Genomic DNA, 15,162 nt, shown 5'->3' with positions numbered 1-15,162 from the left:
CCGGAGGCCGCCATGGACTGGGACAACGCCCGCATCTTCCTCGCCATCTACCGCAAAGGCACGCTGCGCGCGGCCGCCGCGCTGCTGGACATCGACCAGGCCACCGTCGGCCGCCGCCTCAACGCGCTGGAAAAGTCGCTGGGCGCGCGCCTGTTCCTGCGCACGCCGTCCGGCTACCTGGCCACGCCGGGCGGCGAACTGGCGCTGGCCGCCGCCGAAAAGATGGAGCAGGCGGCGCTGCAGTTCCAGCGCGAGATGCAGGGCATCGACAACCGCCTGTCCGGCAGCGTGCGCGTGACCACCTCGGATACGATGGCCGCGCACTTCGTCCTCGGCGCCATGCGGCGGCTGCACGTGATGCATCCGGAAATCCGCATCGTGCTCAGTACCAGCACCGAGATCACCAGCCTGACGCGGCGCGAGGCCGACCTGGCGGTGCGCACGCTGCGGCCGACCAGCCCGGACCTGATCTCGCGCCACCTGACCAAACGCAGCATGGGCCTGTACGCCACGGCGGACTATCTGCAAGAGCGCGGCATGCCGGTGCCGGGCAACGGCCTGGCCGGGCATGACATCGTGATCTACCAGGCCTCGGTGGCGCCGCGCCACCAGCAGAAGATCTGCCTGGAGCCGGTGCACAACGCGCGCGTGGCGATGGAGGTCAACAGCGGCCTGGCGCTGATCGAGGCGGCGCGGCTGGGCATGGGCGTGACCGAGCTGCCCTGCCACATGGCGGACGGCGACCCGCGCCTGGTGCGCGTGTGGCCGGAGCGGGTCGACCATTACGACGTCTGGCTGGTGATGCACAGCGATTTGAGCCGCAGCGCCCGCGTGCGGGCGGCGGCCGACGCCATCATCGACAGCTTCCCAGAGCGGTAACGTACGCCGCGCCGGCGCGCGGCGGTGCTAATATGCCAACATGAGCACGCAAGCATCCCATCCCCCTCTCCTGCAACGGCTGCACCACGGCGCGGTCGGCTGGCTGCACAGCTGGTGGCGGCTGCTGCACTTCGCGGTGCTGATGCTGTCGGTGGCGCTGACGCCGTCCACCTATGGGCGCGCGCGGCGCCCGCTGCTGGCCGGCCACCTGGTGGCCGACACCGCGCCCAATCTGGCGTGGTATGGCGTGCTGTCGGCGCTGGTCAGCCTGGTGCTGATCCGCATCGTGGTGGTGACCTCGCAAAGCTATGGCCTGTCGCGCTTCGCGCTGGAGATGGTGGTGCGGGTGCTGGTGCTGGAGCTGGTGCCGCTGACCGCCGCCGCCTTCGTGGCGCTGCGCACCACGCTGCCGGCCGGACTGGAATTCGCCCAGGGCCGCGTCGCCGGGCGCCAGGTGACGGCGGCCGAGCTGCACGACGATTTTTTCCCGCGCGTGGCGGCCGGCATCTTCGCCGTGTGGATGCTGGCGGCGGTCAGCTGCGTGCTGACGCTGGTGCTGGCCTACCTGGCGCTGTACGGCTTCACGCCATGGGCGCTGGCCGGCTACACGCGCGTGGTCGGCCAGGTGTTCAATCCTGCCGTGACCCTGATCCTGGTGCTGAAGATCGTCTTCTTCAGCCTGGCCGTCGGCCTGATCCCGATGGCCTCCTCGTTTTATTTTGGCGCCAGCTACCGCAACAAGGTGACCCACGGCCTGTCGGACATGGTGCGCCTGTTTGCCGTCATGCTGCTGATCGAAGTCGCCTCGCTCATGGGGAATTACTACTGATATGACAGAACCAATCAACCAGGCCGCGCCGGTGCGCAACGCCGAATTCAAGGCCGCCGTGCTGCTGGTGCTGCTGGCCGCGCTGGTGCTGGGATCGGCGCTTTACCTGCTGTACGCGCGCGGCGCGTTCGAGTCGACCCAGACGCTGATTTTGCAGGCCGACGACTCGGAGGGCGTCACCGTGGGCATGGACGTGACCTTCGCCGGCTTTCCCATCGGCCGCGTGCGGCGCATAGAACTGAGCAAGGAGGGCAAGGCGCGCGTGGTGGTCGACGTGCCGCGCGACGATGCCCACTGGCTGCGCAGTTCCAGCATCTTCACGCTGGAGCGGGCCATCGTGGGCGGCGCCAAGCTGCGCGCCTTCACCGGCATCCCCACCGATCCGCCGCTGGAGGACGGCGCCACCCGCTCGCTGCTGGTGGGCGACGCGGCGGCCGAGATCCCGCGCCTGCTGGCGGCCGCCAAGGATCTGCTACAGAACCTGAACGACCTGACGGCGGAGAATTCGGCGCTGGCCGCCAGCCTGGCCAACGTGGCCGGCGTCACCGGCAAGCTGAATGGGCCGCATGGCGCCATGGGCCTGATCGCCGGCGACGACAAGAATGCCCAGCAACTGACCGAGCGCGCCAACAAGCTGCTGGTGACGGTCAACGCGCTGGCGGTCAAGGCGGATAGCCTGATCGGCCACGCGGACGAGCGGGTGTTCGGCCAGCAGGGCGTGATGACCGACGCCCAGGCCACCATCGTGCAGCTGAATGGCCTGCTGGCGGACGCCCGCAATTCGCTGAAGAAGATGGACGCGGTGCTGGTGGAGGCACAGGCGGTGGCGTCCAATACCAAGGAGGCGACGGCCGATCTGGGCACGCTGCGCGGCGAGGTGGAAAGCAGCTTGCGGCGGGTCGAGCAGCTGGTCAATGAAATCAACCGCAAATGGCCGTTCAAGCGCGACACGGAGATCAAGCTGCCATGAACAAGCGCATCGTCATCATCGCCCTGCTGCTGGCCGGCTGCGGCAACAACCCGCCGGTGCCGGACTGGCAGATGAACGCCAAAAACGGCATCGAGCGCGCCACCGCCGCCTACATGGAGGGCAACGCGCGCGTCGAGGCGGCCGAGTACCAGCGCGCGCGGGAAGCCTTGTCCAGCACCGGCAAGGTGGATCTGCTGATCCGCGCCGAGCTGACGCGCTGCGCGGCGCGCGTGGCGGCGCTGGTGTTTGAGGCTTGCCCGGGCTACGACCGGCTGGCGCAGGATGCCGGCGCCGCCGACCGTGCTTATGCGGCGTATTTGTCTGGCCACGCCGGCGCGGCCGACATCGCGCTGCTGCCGGCGCAGCATCAGGCGGCGGCGGCGGCGGGCGATCCGACTGCCGCCATCCAGGCCATCCCCGACCCGTTGTCGAAGCTGGTGGCCAGCGGCGTGGCGTTCCGGGCCGGCAAAGCCACCCCGCAACTGCTGGCGAACGCGGTGGACACTGCCTCCGCCCAGGGCTGGCGGCGGCCGCTGCTGGCGTGGCTCGGGGTACAAGCCATGCGCGCCGAACAAGCTGGCGACAGCGCCGAGGCGCAGCGCATCCGCCGCCGCATCGCGCTTTCCAGCGAACCCACAACCTGAGCGATACGCCAGCCCCTCCACTTAGGGGTCAGACCCCGTACGGGGTCTGACCCCGCCTGGCCGTGCGGGGGTAAACCGTCATCCTGTAAAATCCCAGGCTTCCACCGCACCAAGGATTTACATGCCCTATTCCCTCACCCGGCCACTGCGCGCGCTGTTCGCCGCGCTGGCCCTGTCCTGCGCCGCCCTGGCGCAGGCCGCGCCGCAAAAAGTCATCGTCGACATGGACATCGGCGACGACATCGACGACGCTTTCGCCCTCGCCCTGCTGCTGCAAAGCCCGGAGATCGAGATCGTCGGCATCACCACCGCCTGGGGCGATACCGCCCTGCGCGCGCAGCTGCTGGAACGCATGCTGCGCGAGACGGGCCACAGCCCGATCCCGGTGGCGCAAGGGGTGCGCACCACCGGCAACCCGCAGCCCTTTACCCAGGCCCGCTACGCCCAGCGCGGCAAGCCGCTGCCGCAGGTCGACGCCATCGGCTTCATGCTGGAGCAGATCAAGCGCCAGCCCGGCCAGATCACGCTGCTGGCGCTTGGCCCGCTGACCAACGTCGGTGCCGCCATCGACCGCGATGCTGCCACCTTCGGCCAGCTCAAGCAGGTGGTGATGATGGGCGGCTCGGTGCGCAGTGGCTACCGCAAGTCGCAGTACGTGCCGGCGCGCCCGGCCGACAAGGAGTACAACATCGTCTCCGACATCGCCGCCGCGCAAAAGCTGTTCACCGCCGGTGTGCCGATCGTGATGATGCCGGTCGATTCCACGCAAATCCGCCTGGACGAGGTGGAGCGCAACGCCCTGCTCGGCCACGGCTCGGCCGTCACCGATCAACTGGCGCTGCTCTACCACCAATGGATCGACGCTTACCAGCCGTGGTCCAGCAATATGCCGTCGCTGTTCGACGTGGTGCCGGTGGCGTGGCTGCTCGATCCGGCCGTCTGCCCGGTCACGCCGCTGCGCATCGTTGTCGACCAGCAGGGCTTTACCCGCGAGCAGGCGGGCAAGCCGAACGCGCAGGTGTGCCTGGCCTCGGACCAGGCGCGCTTCTTCGGCCTGTTCATGCCGCGGTTGTTGAAGGATTAAGCCATGGCCCTGGTCTATTCCACTGAAACCGGGCGCATGTGCCCGGACTGCCGCCAGCCGCTGGCCGACTGCCGCTGCAAGGCGGCCGCCAAGGCCAAGGCGGTTGGCGATGGCAATGTGCGGGTGTCGCGCGAGTCCAAGGGGCGTGGCGGCAAGACCGTGACGCTGGTGCGCGGATTGCCGCTCGATGCCGACGCGCTGGCGGCGCTGGGCAAGCAGCTGCGCAGCGCCTGCGGCTCCGGTGGCACCGTCAAGGACGGCGTGCTGGAAATCCAGGGCGACCATGGCGAGCGTGTCATGGCCGAACTGGCCAGGCTAGGCCACAAGCCCAAGCGCGTCGGCGGCTAGTCCGTGTTGCGCGCGCGCCGGCGCGGCCTGAGGTCCGACTATTCGCCGCCGGCGCGGGCCGCGGCTTCGCGCAGCTTGTCCTTCTTGCTCTTGCGCTTGCCCTTGATGCCGCCGTTTTCGGTGTCGGTGACGCCGCTGACCGGGGGCGCCGTTTCGGTCCGTTCGAAGCCGGGGATGGTTTCGCGCGGGACGCGCTGGTTCTGGCGCTTTTCGATCAGGCGGAAGTGCTGCTCGGCGTCGGCCGTGACGAAGCTGATCGCCACGCCGCTCGCGCCGGCGCGGCCGGTGCGGCCGATGCGGTGCGTGTAGTCGACGGCGGAGCGCGGCAGATCGTAGTTGACCACCGCCGGCAGGCGCGCGATGTCGATGCCGCGCGCGGCGACGTCGGTGGCCACCAGCGCCTGCAGCCGGCCGGAGCGGAAGTCGGTCAGCGTTTCGGTGCGCGCGCCCTGGCTCAGTTCACCGTGGAACGAGGCGGCGCGGATGCCGTTGCGGTTCAATTTGTCGGCCACGTGGTCGGCCGCGTACTTGGTGGCGACGAACACCATCACGCCGCGCCACTTGTGCTCCTGAATCAGGTGCTTGAGCAGCATGGTCCGGCGCGGCACATCGACCGCGATGGCGCGCTGCGTGATGGCCGGCTGGCTGGCCGCCTCGGACAGCACTTCGATGCGCGCCGGCTGGTGCAGCATGCCGTCGGCCAGCTTTTGCACCGCCGGCGGGAAGGTGGCGGAGAAGAACAGGTTCTGGCGCCGGGCCGGCAGCAGCGCCAGGATGCGGTTCAGCTCTTCGCTGAAGCCCAGGTCCAGCAGGCGGTCGGCCTCGTCCAGCACCAGCGTGGCGGTGTGGGCGATGCTCAGCGCGCGGTGCTCGATCAGGTCCAGCAGGCGGCCGGGCGTGGCCACCACGATGTCGGCGCCGCCGCGCAGCGCCATCATCTGCGGGTTGATCGAGACGCCGCCGAACACGATCGCCACTTTGACCGGCGCGTTCAGATGCGACACCAGCTTGCGGATCGACTCGCCCACCTGCACCGCCAGTTCGCGCGTCGGCACCAGCACCAGGCCATGCAGCTGGCGCGCGCCGCCGCGCCGTTCCAGCAGCGTGTGTAACAGCGGCAGCGCGAAGGCGGCGGTCTTGCCGGAGCCGGTTTGGGCGGCGCCCAGCACGTCCTCGCCGCGCAACATGGCGGGAATGGCGGCGCGCTGGATGGCGGTCGGCTCGTCGTAGCCGATTTCGGCGATGGCGTTGAGCAGGGAGGGAGCAAGGCCCAGGGTGGAGAAAGACATATCGGCCTAATGTAATCTAATAATCTAATCTAATCAGCCGACAGTATAAGGCATGCTAGTGGCACACCCCGCGCAGCGCGGCGACGGCGATGAAGGGCAGCGCCAGATAGCCGCCGAGGAAAAAGGTCGGCTGGCGTTTCAGGCCGTCGGCATGCAGGCAGTCCGGCACCTTGGCGTCGTTGAAGGCGGCGGTCATGATGGCGTCCGTCCTGGCGGCGCTGAAGGCTTGCGCGTCAAGCCGCTGCTGCGCCAACGGCGACGGCGCCGGTTCGGCCGCGATCGACTCGGCGACGGCTTTTTTGACGGCCGACTCGACGCGGTCCCGCAGGGCGCTGGCGGCCGGCGGCGCCGGCTGGGCGTCGAGATAAGCGTCCTGCCCGCGCTCCTGGGCGCCCGCGGCGGCGCTGCACAGGACGGCCAACAACATCCATCCGGATAAACGCATCAGAATTTCCCCGCTGTCGATCGCTTCCAGGCATTATCATGCAGAATAGCCGTTTTGACAAAGAAAACCATCATGATCCATTGGGACGCCCATGCCTGCCTGCCCCAGCACCCGCTGGCCGATTTCGCGCCCGTCCGCCGGCTGCACGCGGCGGGCGTCAATTATGTGTCGCTCAACGTCGGCGCGGACATGAATCCGCTGTCGCAGGTGATGTCGGTGATCGCCGGCTACCGCGCCACCATCGCCGCCGATCCCGCGCGCTATGCGCTGGTGTCCAGCGTGGACGACATCATCCAGGCCGCCGCCGATGGCCGCATGGCGATCGGCTTCGACCTCGAAGGCGCGCTGCCGCTGCTGGAGCAGCCGGACATGGTGGCGCTGTACGCGCAGCTGGGCGTGCGCCAGATCCATTTCGCCTATAACCGCAATAACAGTGTGGCCGACGGCTGCCACGACACGCCGCGCGGCCTGACGCCGCTGGGCGTGCGCATGGTGGAGGCGGTCAACGAGCATGGCATCCTGATGGACTGCTCGCACACCGGCCGCCGGTGCAGCCTGGAGATCATGCACGTGGCGTCGCAGCCGGTGATCTTCAGCCACGCCAATCCGGACACGCTGGCGCCGCACGGGCGCAACGTCACCGATGAGCAGATCCGCGCCTGCGCGGCGACCGGCGGCGTGGTGTGCGTGTCCGGCCTGTCCTTCTTCCTCGGCAGCGCGCGGCCGGATGCCGCCGACGTCGCCCGCCATGTGGCGTACATCGCCGATCTGGTCGGCGTGCAGCACGTCGGCATCGGCCTGGATATCTGCTTCCAGCAGCCGGGCCTGGACGACACGCCGCCGGGCGGGTTCGATCCCGCGTACTGGTGGCCGGCGCACGCCGGCTACCGCGCCGACGCGCCGCCCACGTTCACGCCGCCGGAGGTGTGGCGCGAGCTGCCGGCCGCGCTGCGCCGCGCCGGCATGCGCGAGAGCGAGGCGGAGCTGGTCCTGGGCCGCAACATGATGCGGGTGGCGCAGCAGGTGTGGGGCGCGCCCGCCGCGGCGGCGCTGGCCCGGGCCGCGTGATTCATTTGTGCAGGCGCAGTTTCAGGTAGGCTTGCAAGGCCAGCTTGAATTCCGCCACGAGCGCGCGCCGCTCGGCGGCGCTGGCTTCGGCGTACAGCGGATTCAATCCCTTGACGATCTGCAGCGCCACCTTGGCGGTGCGTAGCGCCTCGGCCTCGTCCATCTCCGGTTTCTTTTCCCGTAGCGCCGCGCCCAGCTGGGCGCGCAGGCGCTGGCGCGCGTCGGCGTTGCGCTGGTAGCCCAGCGTGGCGTTGAGCAGCGTCAGGTACGCCGGGTGGGCGTCGAAAAAGCCGATCATCAGGTCGAACACGCGGTCGGCCAGCGCCGCCACGCTGAGCTGCGCGGCGTCGGCGATCAGCGCGCTCCAGCCCTGCGCCATCTCCTCGCCGTATTGCTCGCGCAAGGCGCGCGCCAGCGCCAGCTTGTTGGGGAAGTATTGATACAGCGCGCCGATGGACGAGCCGGAACGCTCGGCGATGGCGGTCATGGTGGCGGCGTCGAAGCCGGATTGCGCGAATACGGCGGCGGCGGCATCGAGCATGGCGGCCATGCGCTGTTCGCCGCGCTGCTGCCGCGGTTTGCGGCGCGGGATATTTTCTGAGGACATCCTCAGATTATAGGCTAGAATATATGAGGATACCCTCACATTTAAGGAGCGAACCTCATGCAAACAACGGCACTGGTCTTGATCGATCTTCAACAAAGCAATGTGGCACGCACGCTGGCGCCGCATTCGGCGCAACAGGTGGTGGCCAACAGCGCGCGGCTGGCGGAGGCGGTGCGCCGCCAGGGCGGCACGGTGGTGTACGTGCGGGTGCTGGTCAACGAATTGCGGCAGCAGCCGGCCGATATGCCGGTGGGGCGCGATCCGTCCGCGCCGCCGCTGCCGGCGTCGGCGTGGGACATTGACGCGGCGGCGGGCATGCGGCCGGGTGACATCGTCATCGACAAGCGCCAGTGGGGCGCGTTCCACGGCACGTCGCTGGATCAGCAACTGCGCCGGCGCGGTGTGACGACGATTATATTGGGCGGCATCGCCACCAATTTCGGCGTCGAGTCGACCGCGCGCGCGGCGCAGGATCTGGGCTATGCGCTGCTGTTCGCGGAGGACGCGATGTCCAGCATCAAGGCCGAGATGCACCAGTTTGCGGTGCAGCACATCTTCCCTATCCTCGGCCAGGTGCGCTCGACCGCGCAACTGCTGCAAGACCCGGCGGCTAGTTGACGGCACCGCAGTCGGCGCCGCTGAACTGCTGCGTGAACTGCAGCTGCGCGCCGCCCACCTGCAGCGCTTTCCAGCGTGGCGCGGCCTGGGCAAAGCGCCCGGCTTTCAGGCGATCGCGCACAGCGTCGCAGGAGGCGGCGGGCAGTTGCGCCACCAGTGCCCACTGCCCCGGCGCCGTCTCGCCATACAGCAGGCCGCCCATGTAGGCAGGCCCGAGCAGCAGCACTTCCTGCTTGCCGTCGCCGTCGGCGTCCAGCAGCACGGCGTCGCACGGCTGGTTGGCGTACCGCAGGCATGGCGGCATCGGCGTCCCCGGCGCCTCGCGCCAGGCTTGCGCCGCGAAGCCGGCCGGCAGCGCGGCGCCGCTCGGCCATACCGTCAGATTGGCCGTGACGACCTCCGCGGTGGCCGCCTCCGCCGGCGGTGCCCATCGGTTGCTGAGCTTGAGCGCGGCCGCCGCCCTGGCGTTGCCCTGCGCCGCCATCCGCCGCAGCGCGGCGTCGCCGTAGCGCTGCCCCTCGAAGCGCAGGTAGGCATAGTCGAACTTGTCCGCCGTGACGCGCCCCCGGTCCAGCCGCGCCAGCTGGCTGTTGACCGAAAGCCGCGCCGGATCGGCGATCGGCGTGAACAGCGCCACGATCAGCGCCAGCACCACGTACGCGGTCCAGACGTTGATGCGGGCGATCGGCAGCAGCCAGGTGTCGTACTGGTGGGCGGCCCACTGGTAGCCCAGCGCATAGCAGCTGGCCACCAGCAGGCAGGCCGCCGCCACGATGCGGTCCACCGTCCAGCCGTAGGCGTGCACGCGCAGGCCGAGGGCGTAGATGGCGACGCCGGCCAGCGGCAACAGCAGCAGCGCCGCCGTGCGCGCGCTGACGCGGATCACCAGCGCCACCGTGGCGTGGCCGTTCTGGAAGGCGGCGTTGATCAGCAGGATGAGCATGGCCATGGCGGTCAGCAGCAGCGACGTGGCGTGGCGCGTGCCCCACAGCGCCTGCAGGCCGGTGAACGGCAGCGTGCACAGGAAGCCGCAGATGATGAGCACCGCCACCGGCAGGATCCACGACGACAGCACCAGTAGCAGCGTGCGGATGCCGCGCACGATGGCTGGCCGCACGTCGGTGACGTGCATCGCGCACGACCAGGCAAAGCAGATCACCGGCACGTAGAACCAGTCGCGCTGCAGCAGGGTTTTGAAGAAGGTCAGCCGCACCAGCTCAAACAGCCCGGCGCCCATCCACAGCACGGCCCACAGCGCGGCGACGAAGAACAGCGAAAACAGCAGCTGCACCGCCAGCTTCCATGCCACCTCGAAGTAGCTGTCGTACGTGGCCACGCGCCGCCTGTCCTGCACGCCGGCCATCACCAGCGCGTGGGCGATGTACAGGAAGGCGGCGCCGAACCACAGCAGCGTCCACGAGGGCGCGTTGCGCACCGGCCGGGCGATCGGGCCGGCCGCCAGCTCGGCCAGGCCGGCGGCGCGCCAGCTGTCGTGCAGCGCCAGCACGGCCAGCACCAGGCCCGCCGTCAGCGTCCACCGCGCCGTTTTGCGCGGCGCCATGTGGCCCAGGCTGGAGATCAGCACCACCGGCAGCATCAATCCGAGCATCACCAGCGGCGTCATGAGGTAAGGCGCGCCGGCCGGCCACAGGCCTTCCCTGGCGGCGCGGTACAGCCAGTACAGCAGCAGGCCTTGCGCCAGCCCGGCCGCCAGCCGCGCCGCCATCACGCGCAGGCTGACCTCCGCGCCCAGCGCCGTGTCGTTTTGTTCCATGATGGGGCTCCGCGCTTGTCTATTCCATTATTTTACTAATTTAGCATGGATGTCCGCACCGGCGCGGAGGCGCTATAATCAAAGACTATGAACCCACTTCTCGACAAGCTCCATCCCTACCCGTTCGAAAAACTGCGCCTGCTGTTTGAGCCGGTGACGCCCAATCCGCAGTACCAGGCGATCAGCCTTGGCATGGGTGAGCCCAAGCATCCGACGCCCAAGTTCATCGAGCAGGCGCTGACCGACAACCTGGCCGGCCTGGCCGTGTATCCGACCACCATCGGCTCGCCCGGGCTGCGCGCGGCCATCGCCGGCTGGCTGGAACGCCGCTACAACCTGCCCAGGCTGAATCCCGCCACCCAGGTGCTGCCGGTGAACGGCTCGCGCGAGGCGCTGTTCGCGCTGACCCAGGCGGTGATCGACAAGGACGCCAACTCGGTGGTGGTGAGCCCGAATCCGTTCTACCAGATTTATGAGGGCGCGGCCTATCTGGCCGGCGCCGAGCCGTATTTCGTCAACTCCGACCCGGCGCGTAACTTCGGCTGCGATTACGACAGCATCCCGGACTCGGTGTGGCAGCGCGTGGCGCTGCTGTTCGTCTGCTCGCCCGGCAATCCGACCGGCGCGGTGCTGTCGCTGACCGACTGGGAACACCTGTTCGCGCTGTCGGAGCGCTACAACTTCATCATCGCCGCCGACGAGTGCTACTCGGAGATTTACCATGGCGCGCAGCCGCCATTGGGCGCGATGGAGGCAGCCCACCAACTGGGCCTGGCCACCATCGACCAGCCGTATGCGCGGCTGGTGGTGTTCAGCAGCCTGTCCAAGCGCTCCAACGTGCCGGGCATGCGCTCGGGCTTCGTGGCCGGCGACGCCGAGGTGCTGAAGAAGTTCCTGCTGTACCGCACCTACCACGGCGGCGCCATGAGCCTGGCCGTGCAGGCGGCGTCGATCGCGGCCTGGAACGACGAGGCCCACGTCGAGGACAACCGCGCGCAGTACCGCGCCAAGTTCAACGCCATCACCCCGCTGCTGAAGGAGGTGCTGGACGTCGACCTGCCGGACGCCAGCTTCTATCTGTGGGCGGACGTCAGCCGCACCGGCCTGTCCGACACCGAATTCGCCCAGCGCCTGTACGCCGACTATAATGTCACCGTCCTGCCGGGCAGCTACCTGGCGCGCGAGGCGCACGGCGTCAACCCGGGCCGCAACCGCATCCGCATGGCGCTGGTCGCCGAGACGGCCGAAGGCCTGGAGGCGGCGCGGCGCATAGTCCAATTCTGCAAGTCCCTTAATAATTAAAGAGTCCATCATGAGCCAACAACTCCAGAACATCATCGAAACCGCCTGGGAAGACCGCGCGAACATCAACCCGGCCAACGGTTCCGCCGAACTGCGCGACGCCGTCAACCACGTGCTGGCCGGCCTGGACGCGGGCACCATCCGCGTGGCCGACAAGGCCACCGGCACCTGGGTCGTCAACCAGTGGGTGAAGAAGGCCGTGCTGCTGTCGTTCCGCCTGGAGAACAACGTGGTGCTGCCGTCGGATGGCACCATGCAGTTCTATGACAAGGTGCCGACCAAGTTCGCCAACTACAGCGCCGACGATTTCGCCAAGGGCGGCTTCCGCGTGGTGCCGCCAGCGGTGGCGCGTCGCGGTTCGTTCATCGCCAAGAACGTGGTGCTGATGCCGTCCTACGTCAACATCGGCGCCTACGTCGATGAGGGCGCGATGGTGGATACCTGGGCCACGGTGGGTTCGTGCGCGCAGATCGGCAAGAATGTTCACCTGTCGGGCGGCGTGGGCATCGGCGGCGTGCTGGAGCCGATGCAGGCCAATCCGACCATCATCGAGGATAACTGCTTCATCGGCGCGCGCTCGGAGATCGTTGAGGGGGTGATCGTCGAGGAGAACTCGGTGATTTCGATGGGCGTGTATATCGGCCAGTCGACCAAGATTTATGATCGCGCCACCGGCGAGGTGACTTATGGCCGCGTGCCGGCGGGGTCGGTGGTGGTGTCGGGTTCGCTGCCTTCGGAAGATGGCAAGTATTCGCTGTATTGCGCGGTGATCGTCAAGCGCGTGGATGCGCAGACGCGCTCCAAGACCAGCATTAATGAGTTGCTGCGCGGCGTTTAAACCCGCACGGCCAACCTGGGTCTGACCCCGTGCGGGGTCAGACCCTGCGGCATATCTGCAGCCAACGGCTAAAGCATAGGCAGGGGCGGCAAGGTTTTGGGGTAACCAGGGAGATCACCATGGCAATGGACCGCCTGTTCCAGCTGATGAAGGAAAAAAACGCGTCGGACATGTTCTTCGCGGTGAATTCGCCGGTGCACATCAAGATCAACGGCAACCTTATCCCGATCAACCAGCAGAAGCTGGAGCCGGAAAACATCCACGCGCTGCTGGCGGAAATCGCCTCGCCGGAGCAGATGGAGGAGCTGGCCGCCACTAATGAGTTGAACATGGGTGTGTCGGTCCCCAATCTGGGCCGCTTCCGCCTGTCGGCCTTCCGCCAGCGCGGCAGCATTTCGGCGGTGTTCCGCTTTGTGCCGGCCACCATCCCGCCGCTGGCCGACCTGCAATTGCCGCCAGTGCTGGCGGATCTGATCATGGAGAAGCGCGGCCTGCTGCTGCTGGTGGGTTCCACCGGCTCCGGCAAGTCAACTACCATCGCCTCCATGCTCGATCACCGCAACGAACTGCGCTCCGGCCATATCCTGACGCTGGAAGATCCGATCGAGTACCTGTTCCGCAACAAGAAATCCATCGTCAACCAGCGCGAAATCGGCAGCGACGCGAAGGACTTTGCCACCGCGCTGCGCAACTCGATGCGCCAGGCGCCCGATTGCATCCTGATCGGCGAGATCCGCGACAAGGAAACCATGGCGGCGGCGCTGGCCTACGCGCAGTCGGGCCACCTGGTGCTGGCGACGCTGCATGCCAATAACAGCTATAACGCCTTGAACCGCATTATCAGCTTCTATCCGATCGAGAACCGCCCCGCCCTGCTGCAGGATCTGTCGACCACCATCAAGGCCATCGTGTCGCAGCGGCTGGTGCGCTCGGTGAACGGCGGCACGCGCTCGGCGGCGGTGGAGGTGATGGTCAATACGCGCTATATCTCGGACCTGATCGAGAAGGGCGAAATCGGCCAGATCAAGGAGGCCATGGAGAAGAGCATGTCGCCCGGCTCGCAGTCGTTCGAGCAGGCCTTGCTCAAGCTGGTGCAGGATGGCCAGATCAGCCAGGACGAGGCGCTGGCCCACGCCGATTCGGCCACCAATCTGCTGTGGCTCCTGAATAATGGGCCGGACAGCAAGTCTGGTCAGGCGGCGGAGCCGGAGGCCAAGGCCGCGCCGAGCGAAGCGTCGTTCACCGAGTTCACGCTCAATACCTAGCTTTTTGCCTAATCAAACGCGACGTCTTCCAGGCGGAAGCGGAATTTGCGGCGCTCCGGCCAATCCCAGCCTACGCCGGCCGGCAGCGGACGGGCCGGCCCCGGTTGCGCCGGCACGGGCGGCTGGCTGACTGGCAGTTGCGATGGCGCCGCGGTCAGTAACGCGCAGGCCGTGGCGTCCGCCAGCGCGGCGCCCGGCGCGGGCCGCGGCGGACCGGCTGGCGCGGCCTGGGCCTGCTCCAGCCGCAGGCGGTGCGCCATCTTGAATTGTTTGTCCTGCGGACGGCGGATCGACAGGTCCTTCCAGGCGTTGCGCATGCTGCGGGCAAAAGATTGGGCGAATTGGTTGGGCGTGACCGGTTTGCCCTTGTGGATGATTTCGTCGCCAACCACGCGCGCGTGATTGCATGCGCCGTAGCTCCACGAGCGCAGCTCGGTGCCCTCCGGCAGGAACAGCGACTTCCATTGGTAGCCGCGCACGCTGGCGGGATTGCAGTCGAACGGCAGCTGCGATTGCTCGCGCAACCAGAGCTCGACTGCGCTGCTGAGCGCCTCGGCGAGGTCTTGCGCGCCACCGCGCACTTTGAGGAGGGAAATGAGGCGGAGCATGGTATCCGCATCGACCTGCACAGACACTGTGGATTTCATTCTGCTTCTCCTTCTGTTTTTTTCTGTTAGACCCTGAAATGTTCTGTAAAGTTCAAAACAGAGCGTTTCAGAACAAAGCAGAAGAAAGCAGAACGAAAAGCAGTCGTTTTGCCACACGGGGGCTGGACCTGCTCCCCACCCAACTACCGGGCCGGGGGGCGGGCATGGTATCCTAGCGGGTCCAACTTTCCCGACCGATCATGACCATTACCCTCTACGGCATCCCGAATTGCGATACCGTCAAAAAAGCACGCACCTGGCTGGCGGCGCAGCAGCAGGAATTCGCGTTCCACGATTTTAAAAAGCAGGGCCTGAGCCGCGAAATCGTCGCCGGCTGGCTGCAACACCTGTCGCGCGACGTGCTGGTGAACCGCAAGGGCACCACCTGGCGCGCGCTGCCCGACGAGCGCAAGGCCGCCATCGTCGACGACGACGCCGCCATCGCGCTGATGCTGGAAAACCCGTCCGTGATCAAGCGCCCGGTGCTGGACAAGGACGGCGCCTACGCCGTCGGCTTCTCCGACGCGCAATACCAACAGATCTTCAACAAGTAAT

The 15,162-nt window shown here is 67.6% G+C and carries 17 protein-coding genes; 12 read left to right on the top strand and 5 right to left on the bottom strand.

Features of this window, described 5'->3' with window-relative positions; genetic code table 11:
* The first annotated feature begins 12 nt into the window (after positions 1–12).
* The 6 genes from FHW58_RS02185 (at position 13) to FHW58_RS02160 (ending at position 4,754) form a co-directional block, all read left to right on the top strand.
* Positions 13–879, top strand: coding sequence for a LysR family transcriptional regulator (locus tag FHW58_RS02185; RefSeq protein ID WP_179673237.1), 867 nt, complete (start codon positions 13–15; stop codon positions 877–879).
* A 40-nt stretch (positions 880–919) separates the two neighbouring features.
* Complete coding sequence (locus FHW58_RS02180) at positions 920–1,708, top strand: ABC transporter permease (protein ID WP_179671445.1); 789 nt, start codon at positions 920–922, stop codon at positions 1,706–1,708.
* Between the two features lies 1 nt (position 1,709).
* On the top strand, positions 1,710–2,678 hold the full coding sequence (locus tag FHW58_RS02175; RefSeq protein ID WP_179671444.1) for an MlaD family protein: 969 nt from the start codon (positions 1,710–1,712) through the stop codon (positions 2,676–2,678).
* Positions 2,675–3,322 carry a hypothetical protein gene (locus FHW58_RS02170; protein ID WP_179671443.1) on the top strand — a complete coding sequence of 216 codons (648 nt, stop codon included), beginning with the start codon at positions 2,675–2,677 and terminating at the stop codon, positions 3,320–3,322. The genes FHW58_RS02175 and FHW58_RS02170 overlap by 4 nt, the downstream gene beginning before the upstream one ends.
* A 121-nt stretch (positions 3,323–3,443) precedes the next feature.
* On the top strand, positions 3,444–4,406 hold the full coding sequence (locus tag FHW58_RS02165) for a nucleoside hydrolase (RefSeq protein WP_179671442.1): 963 nt from the start codon (positions 3,444–3,446) through the stop codon (positions 4,404–4,406).
* A gap of 3 nt (positions 4,407–4,409) precedes the next feature.
* Complete coding sequence (locus tag FHW58_RS02160) at positions 4,410–4,754, top strand: translation initiation factor Sui1 (RefSeq protein ID WP_179671441.1); 345 nt, start codon at positions 4,410–4,412, stop codon at positions 4,752–4,754.
* Between the two features lie 38 nt (positions 4,755–4,792).
* On the opposite strand, the gene FHW58_RS02155 is transcribed toward FHW58_RS02160, so the two are convergent.
* Both FHW58_RS02155 and FHW58_RS02150 read right to left on the bottom strand, forming a co-directional pair.
* A complete protein-coding gene (locus tag FHW58_RS02155) occupies positions 4,793–6,043 on the bottom strand; it encodes a DEAD/DEAH box helicase (protein ID WP_179671440.1) in 1,251 nt (416 codons plus the stop codon).
* Between the two features lie 55 nt (positions 6,044–6,098).
* Positions 6,099–6,488, bottom strand: a complete 390-nt coding sequence (locus FHW58_RS02150) for a hypothetical protein (RefSeq protein ID WP_179671439.1) — start codon at positions 6,486–6,488, stop codon at positions 6,099–6,101.
* Between the two features lie 54 nt (positions 6,489–6,542).
* Between FHW58_RS02150 and FHW58_RS02145 the strand changes: the two genes are divergently transcribed.
* The gene (locus FHW58_RS02145; RefSeq protein WP_229265024.1) at positions 6,543–7,556 is read left to right on the top strand and encodes a dipeptidase; all 1,014 of its coding nucleotides are present in this window, start codon (positions 6,543–6,545) and stop codon (positions 7,554–7,556) included.
* A gap of 1 nt (position 7,557) precedes the next feature.
* Here FHW58_RS02145 and FHW58_RS02140 read toward each other — a convergent pair whose 3' ends face one another.
* Entirely contained in the window at positions 7,558–8,163 is a 606-nt protein-coding gene (locus FHW58_RS02140; protein WP_229265023.1) for a TetR/AcrR family transcriptional regulator, read from the bottom strand.
* A gap of 57 nt (positions 8,164–8,220) precedes the next feature.
* On the opposite strand from FHW58_RS02140, the gene FHW58_RS02135 reads away from it, so the two are divergent.
* Positions 8,221–8,781, top strand: a complete 561-nt coding sequence (locus FHW58_RS02135) for an isochorismatase family protein (protein WP_179671438.1) — start codon at positions 8,221–8,223, stop codon at positions 8,779–8,781.
* Here FHW58_RS02135 and FHW58_RS02130 read toward each other — a convergent pair.
* Positions 8,774–10,555: a DUF4153 domain-containing protein gene (locus FHW58_RS02130; protein WP_179671437.1), complete on the bottom strand. Its 1,782-nt coding sequence runs from the start codon at positions 10,553–10,555 to the stop codon at positions 8,774–8,776. The two genes, FHW58_RS02135 and FHW58_RS02130, sit on opposite strands and share 8 nt — an antisense overlap.
* Before the next feature lie 87 nt (positions 10,556–10,642).
* On the opposite strand from FHW58_RS02130, the gene dapC reads away from it, so the two are divergent.
* The 3 genes from dapC to FHW58_RS02115 all read left to right on the top strand — a co-directional run bounded on the left by dapC (position 10,643) and on the right by FHW58_RS02115 (position 13,960).
* Positions 10,643–11,857, top strand: coding sequence for a succinyldiaminopimelate transaminase (dapC, locus tag FHW58_RS02125; RefSeq protein WP_179671436.1), 1,215 nt, complete (start codon positions 10,643–10,645; stop codon positions 11,855–11,857).
* 10 nt (positions 11,858–11,867) lie between these two features.
* Positions 11,868–12,695: a 2,3,4,5-tetrahydropyridine-2,6-dicarboxylate N-succinyltransferase gene (gene dapD / locus FHW58_RS02120; protein ID WP_179671435.1), complete on the top strand. Its 828-nt coding sequence runs from the start codon at positions 11,868–11,870 to the stop codon at positions 12,693–12,695.
* Between the two features lie 119 nt (positions 12,696–12,814).
* On the top strand, positions 12,815–13,960 hold the full coding sequence (locus FHW58_RS02115; RefSeq protein WP_179671434.1) for a PilT/PilU family type 4a pilus ATPase: 1,146 nt from the start codon (positions 12,815–12,817) through the stop codon (positions 13,958–13,960).
* A gap of 8 nt (positions 13,961–13,968) precedes the next feature.
* Here FHW58_RS02115 and FHW58_RS02110 read toward each other — a convergent pair whose 3' ends face one another.
* Entirely contained in the window at positions 13,969–14,607 is a 639-nt protein-coding gene (locus tag FHW58_RS02110; protein ID WP_179671433.1) for a hypothetical protein, read from the bottom strand.
* A 200-nt stretch (positions 14,608–14,807) separates the two neighbouring features.
* Between FHW58_RS02110 and FHW58_RS02105 the strand changes: the two genes are divergently transcribed.
* Positions 14,808–15,161 (top strand): ArsC family reductase, encoded by a 354-nt coding sequence (locus FHW58_RS02105; RefSeq protein WP_179671432.1) that lies wholly within the window; start codon positions 14,808–14,810, stop codon positions 15,159–15,161.
* The last annotated feature ends 1 nt before the right edge of the window (position 15,162 follow it).

This window comes from Duganella sp. 1224, from assembly GCF_013408245.1.
Taxonomy (GTDB): Bacteria; Pseudomonadota; Gammaproteobacteria; order Burkholderiales; family Burkholderiaceae_D; genus Rugamonas.
The sequence above is the reverse complement of the archived record's forward strand: the minus strand, read 5'-3'. Positions and strand labels throughout refer to the sequence as shown.

Coding starts and splice junctions, on each gene's coding strand:
- FHW58_RS02170 (WP_179671443.1), top strand. CDS start 2,675: ATGAACAAGCGCATCGTCATCATCGCCCTGCTGCTGGCCGGCTGCGGC.
- dapD (WP_179671435.1), top strand. CDS start 11,868: ATGAGCCAACAACTCCAGAACATCATCGAAACCGCCTGGGAAGACCGC.
- FHW58_RS02165 (WP_179671442.1), top strand. CDS start 3,444: ATGCCCTATTCCCTCACCCGGCCACTGCGCGCGCTGTTCGCCGCGCTG.
- FHW58_RS02180 (WP_179671445.1), top strand. CDS start 920: ATGAGCACGCAAGCATCCCATCCCCCTCTCCTGCAACGGCTGCACCAC.
- FHW58_RS02115 (WP_179671434.1), top strand. CDS start 12,815: ATGGCAATGGACCGCCTGTTCCAGCTGATGAAGGAAAAAAACGCGTCG.
- FHW58_RS02105 (WP_179671432.1), top strand. CDS start 14,808: ATGACCATTACCCTCTACGGCATCCCGAATTGCGATACCGTCAAAAAA.
- FHW58_RS02130 (WP_179671437.1), bottom strand. CDS start 10,555: ATGGAACAAAACGACACGGCGCTGGGCGCGGAGGTCAGCCTGCGCGTG.
- FHW58_RS02175 (WP_179671444.1), top strand. CDS start 1,710: ATGACAGAACCAATCAACCAGGCCGCGCCGGTGCGCAACGCCGAATTC.
- FHW58_RS02150 (WP_179671439.1), bottom strand. CDS start 6,488: ATGCGTTTATCCGGATGGATGTTGTTGGCCGTCCTGTGCAGCGCCGCC.
- FHW58_RS02160 (WP_179671441.1), top strand. CDS start 4,410: ATGGCCCTGGTCTATTCCACTGAAACCGGGCGCATGTGCCCGGACTGC.
- FHW58_RS02140 (WP_229265023.1), bottom strand. CDS start 8,163: ATGTCCTCAGAAAATATCCCGCGCCGCAAACCGCGGCAGCAGCGCGGC.
- FHW58_RS02110 (WP_179671433.1), bottom strand. CDS start 14,607: ATGAAATCCACAGTGTCTGTGCAGGTCGATGCGGATACCATGCTCCGC.
- FHW58_RS02135 (WP_179671438.1), top strand. CDS start 8,221: ATGCAAACAACGGCACTGGTCTTGATCGATCTTCAACAAAGCAATGTG.
- FHW58_RS02155 (WP_179671440.1), bottom strand. CDS start 6,043: ATGTCTTTCTCCACCCTGGGCCTTGCTCCCTCCCTGCTCAACGCCATC.
- dapC (WP_179671436.1), top strand. CDS start 10,643: ATGAACCCACTTCTCGACAAGCTCCATCCCTACCCGTTCGAAAAACTG.
- FHW58_RS02185 (WP_179673237.1), top strand. CDS start 13: ATGGACTGGGACAACGCCCGCATCTTCCTCGCCATCTACCGCAAAGGC.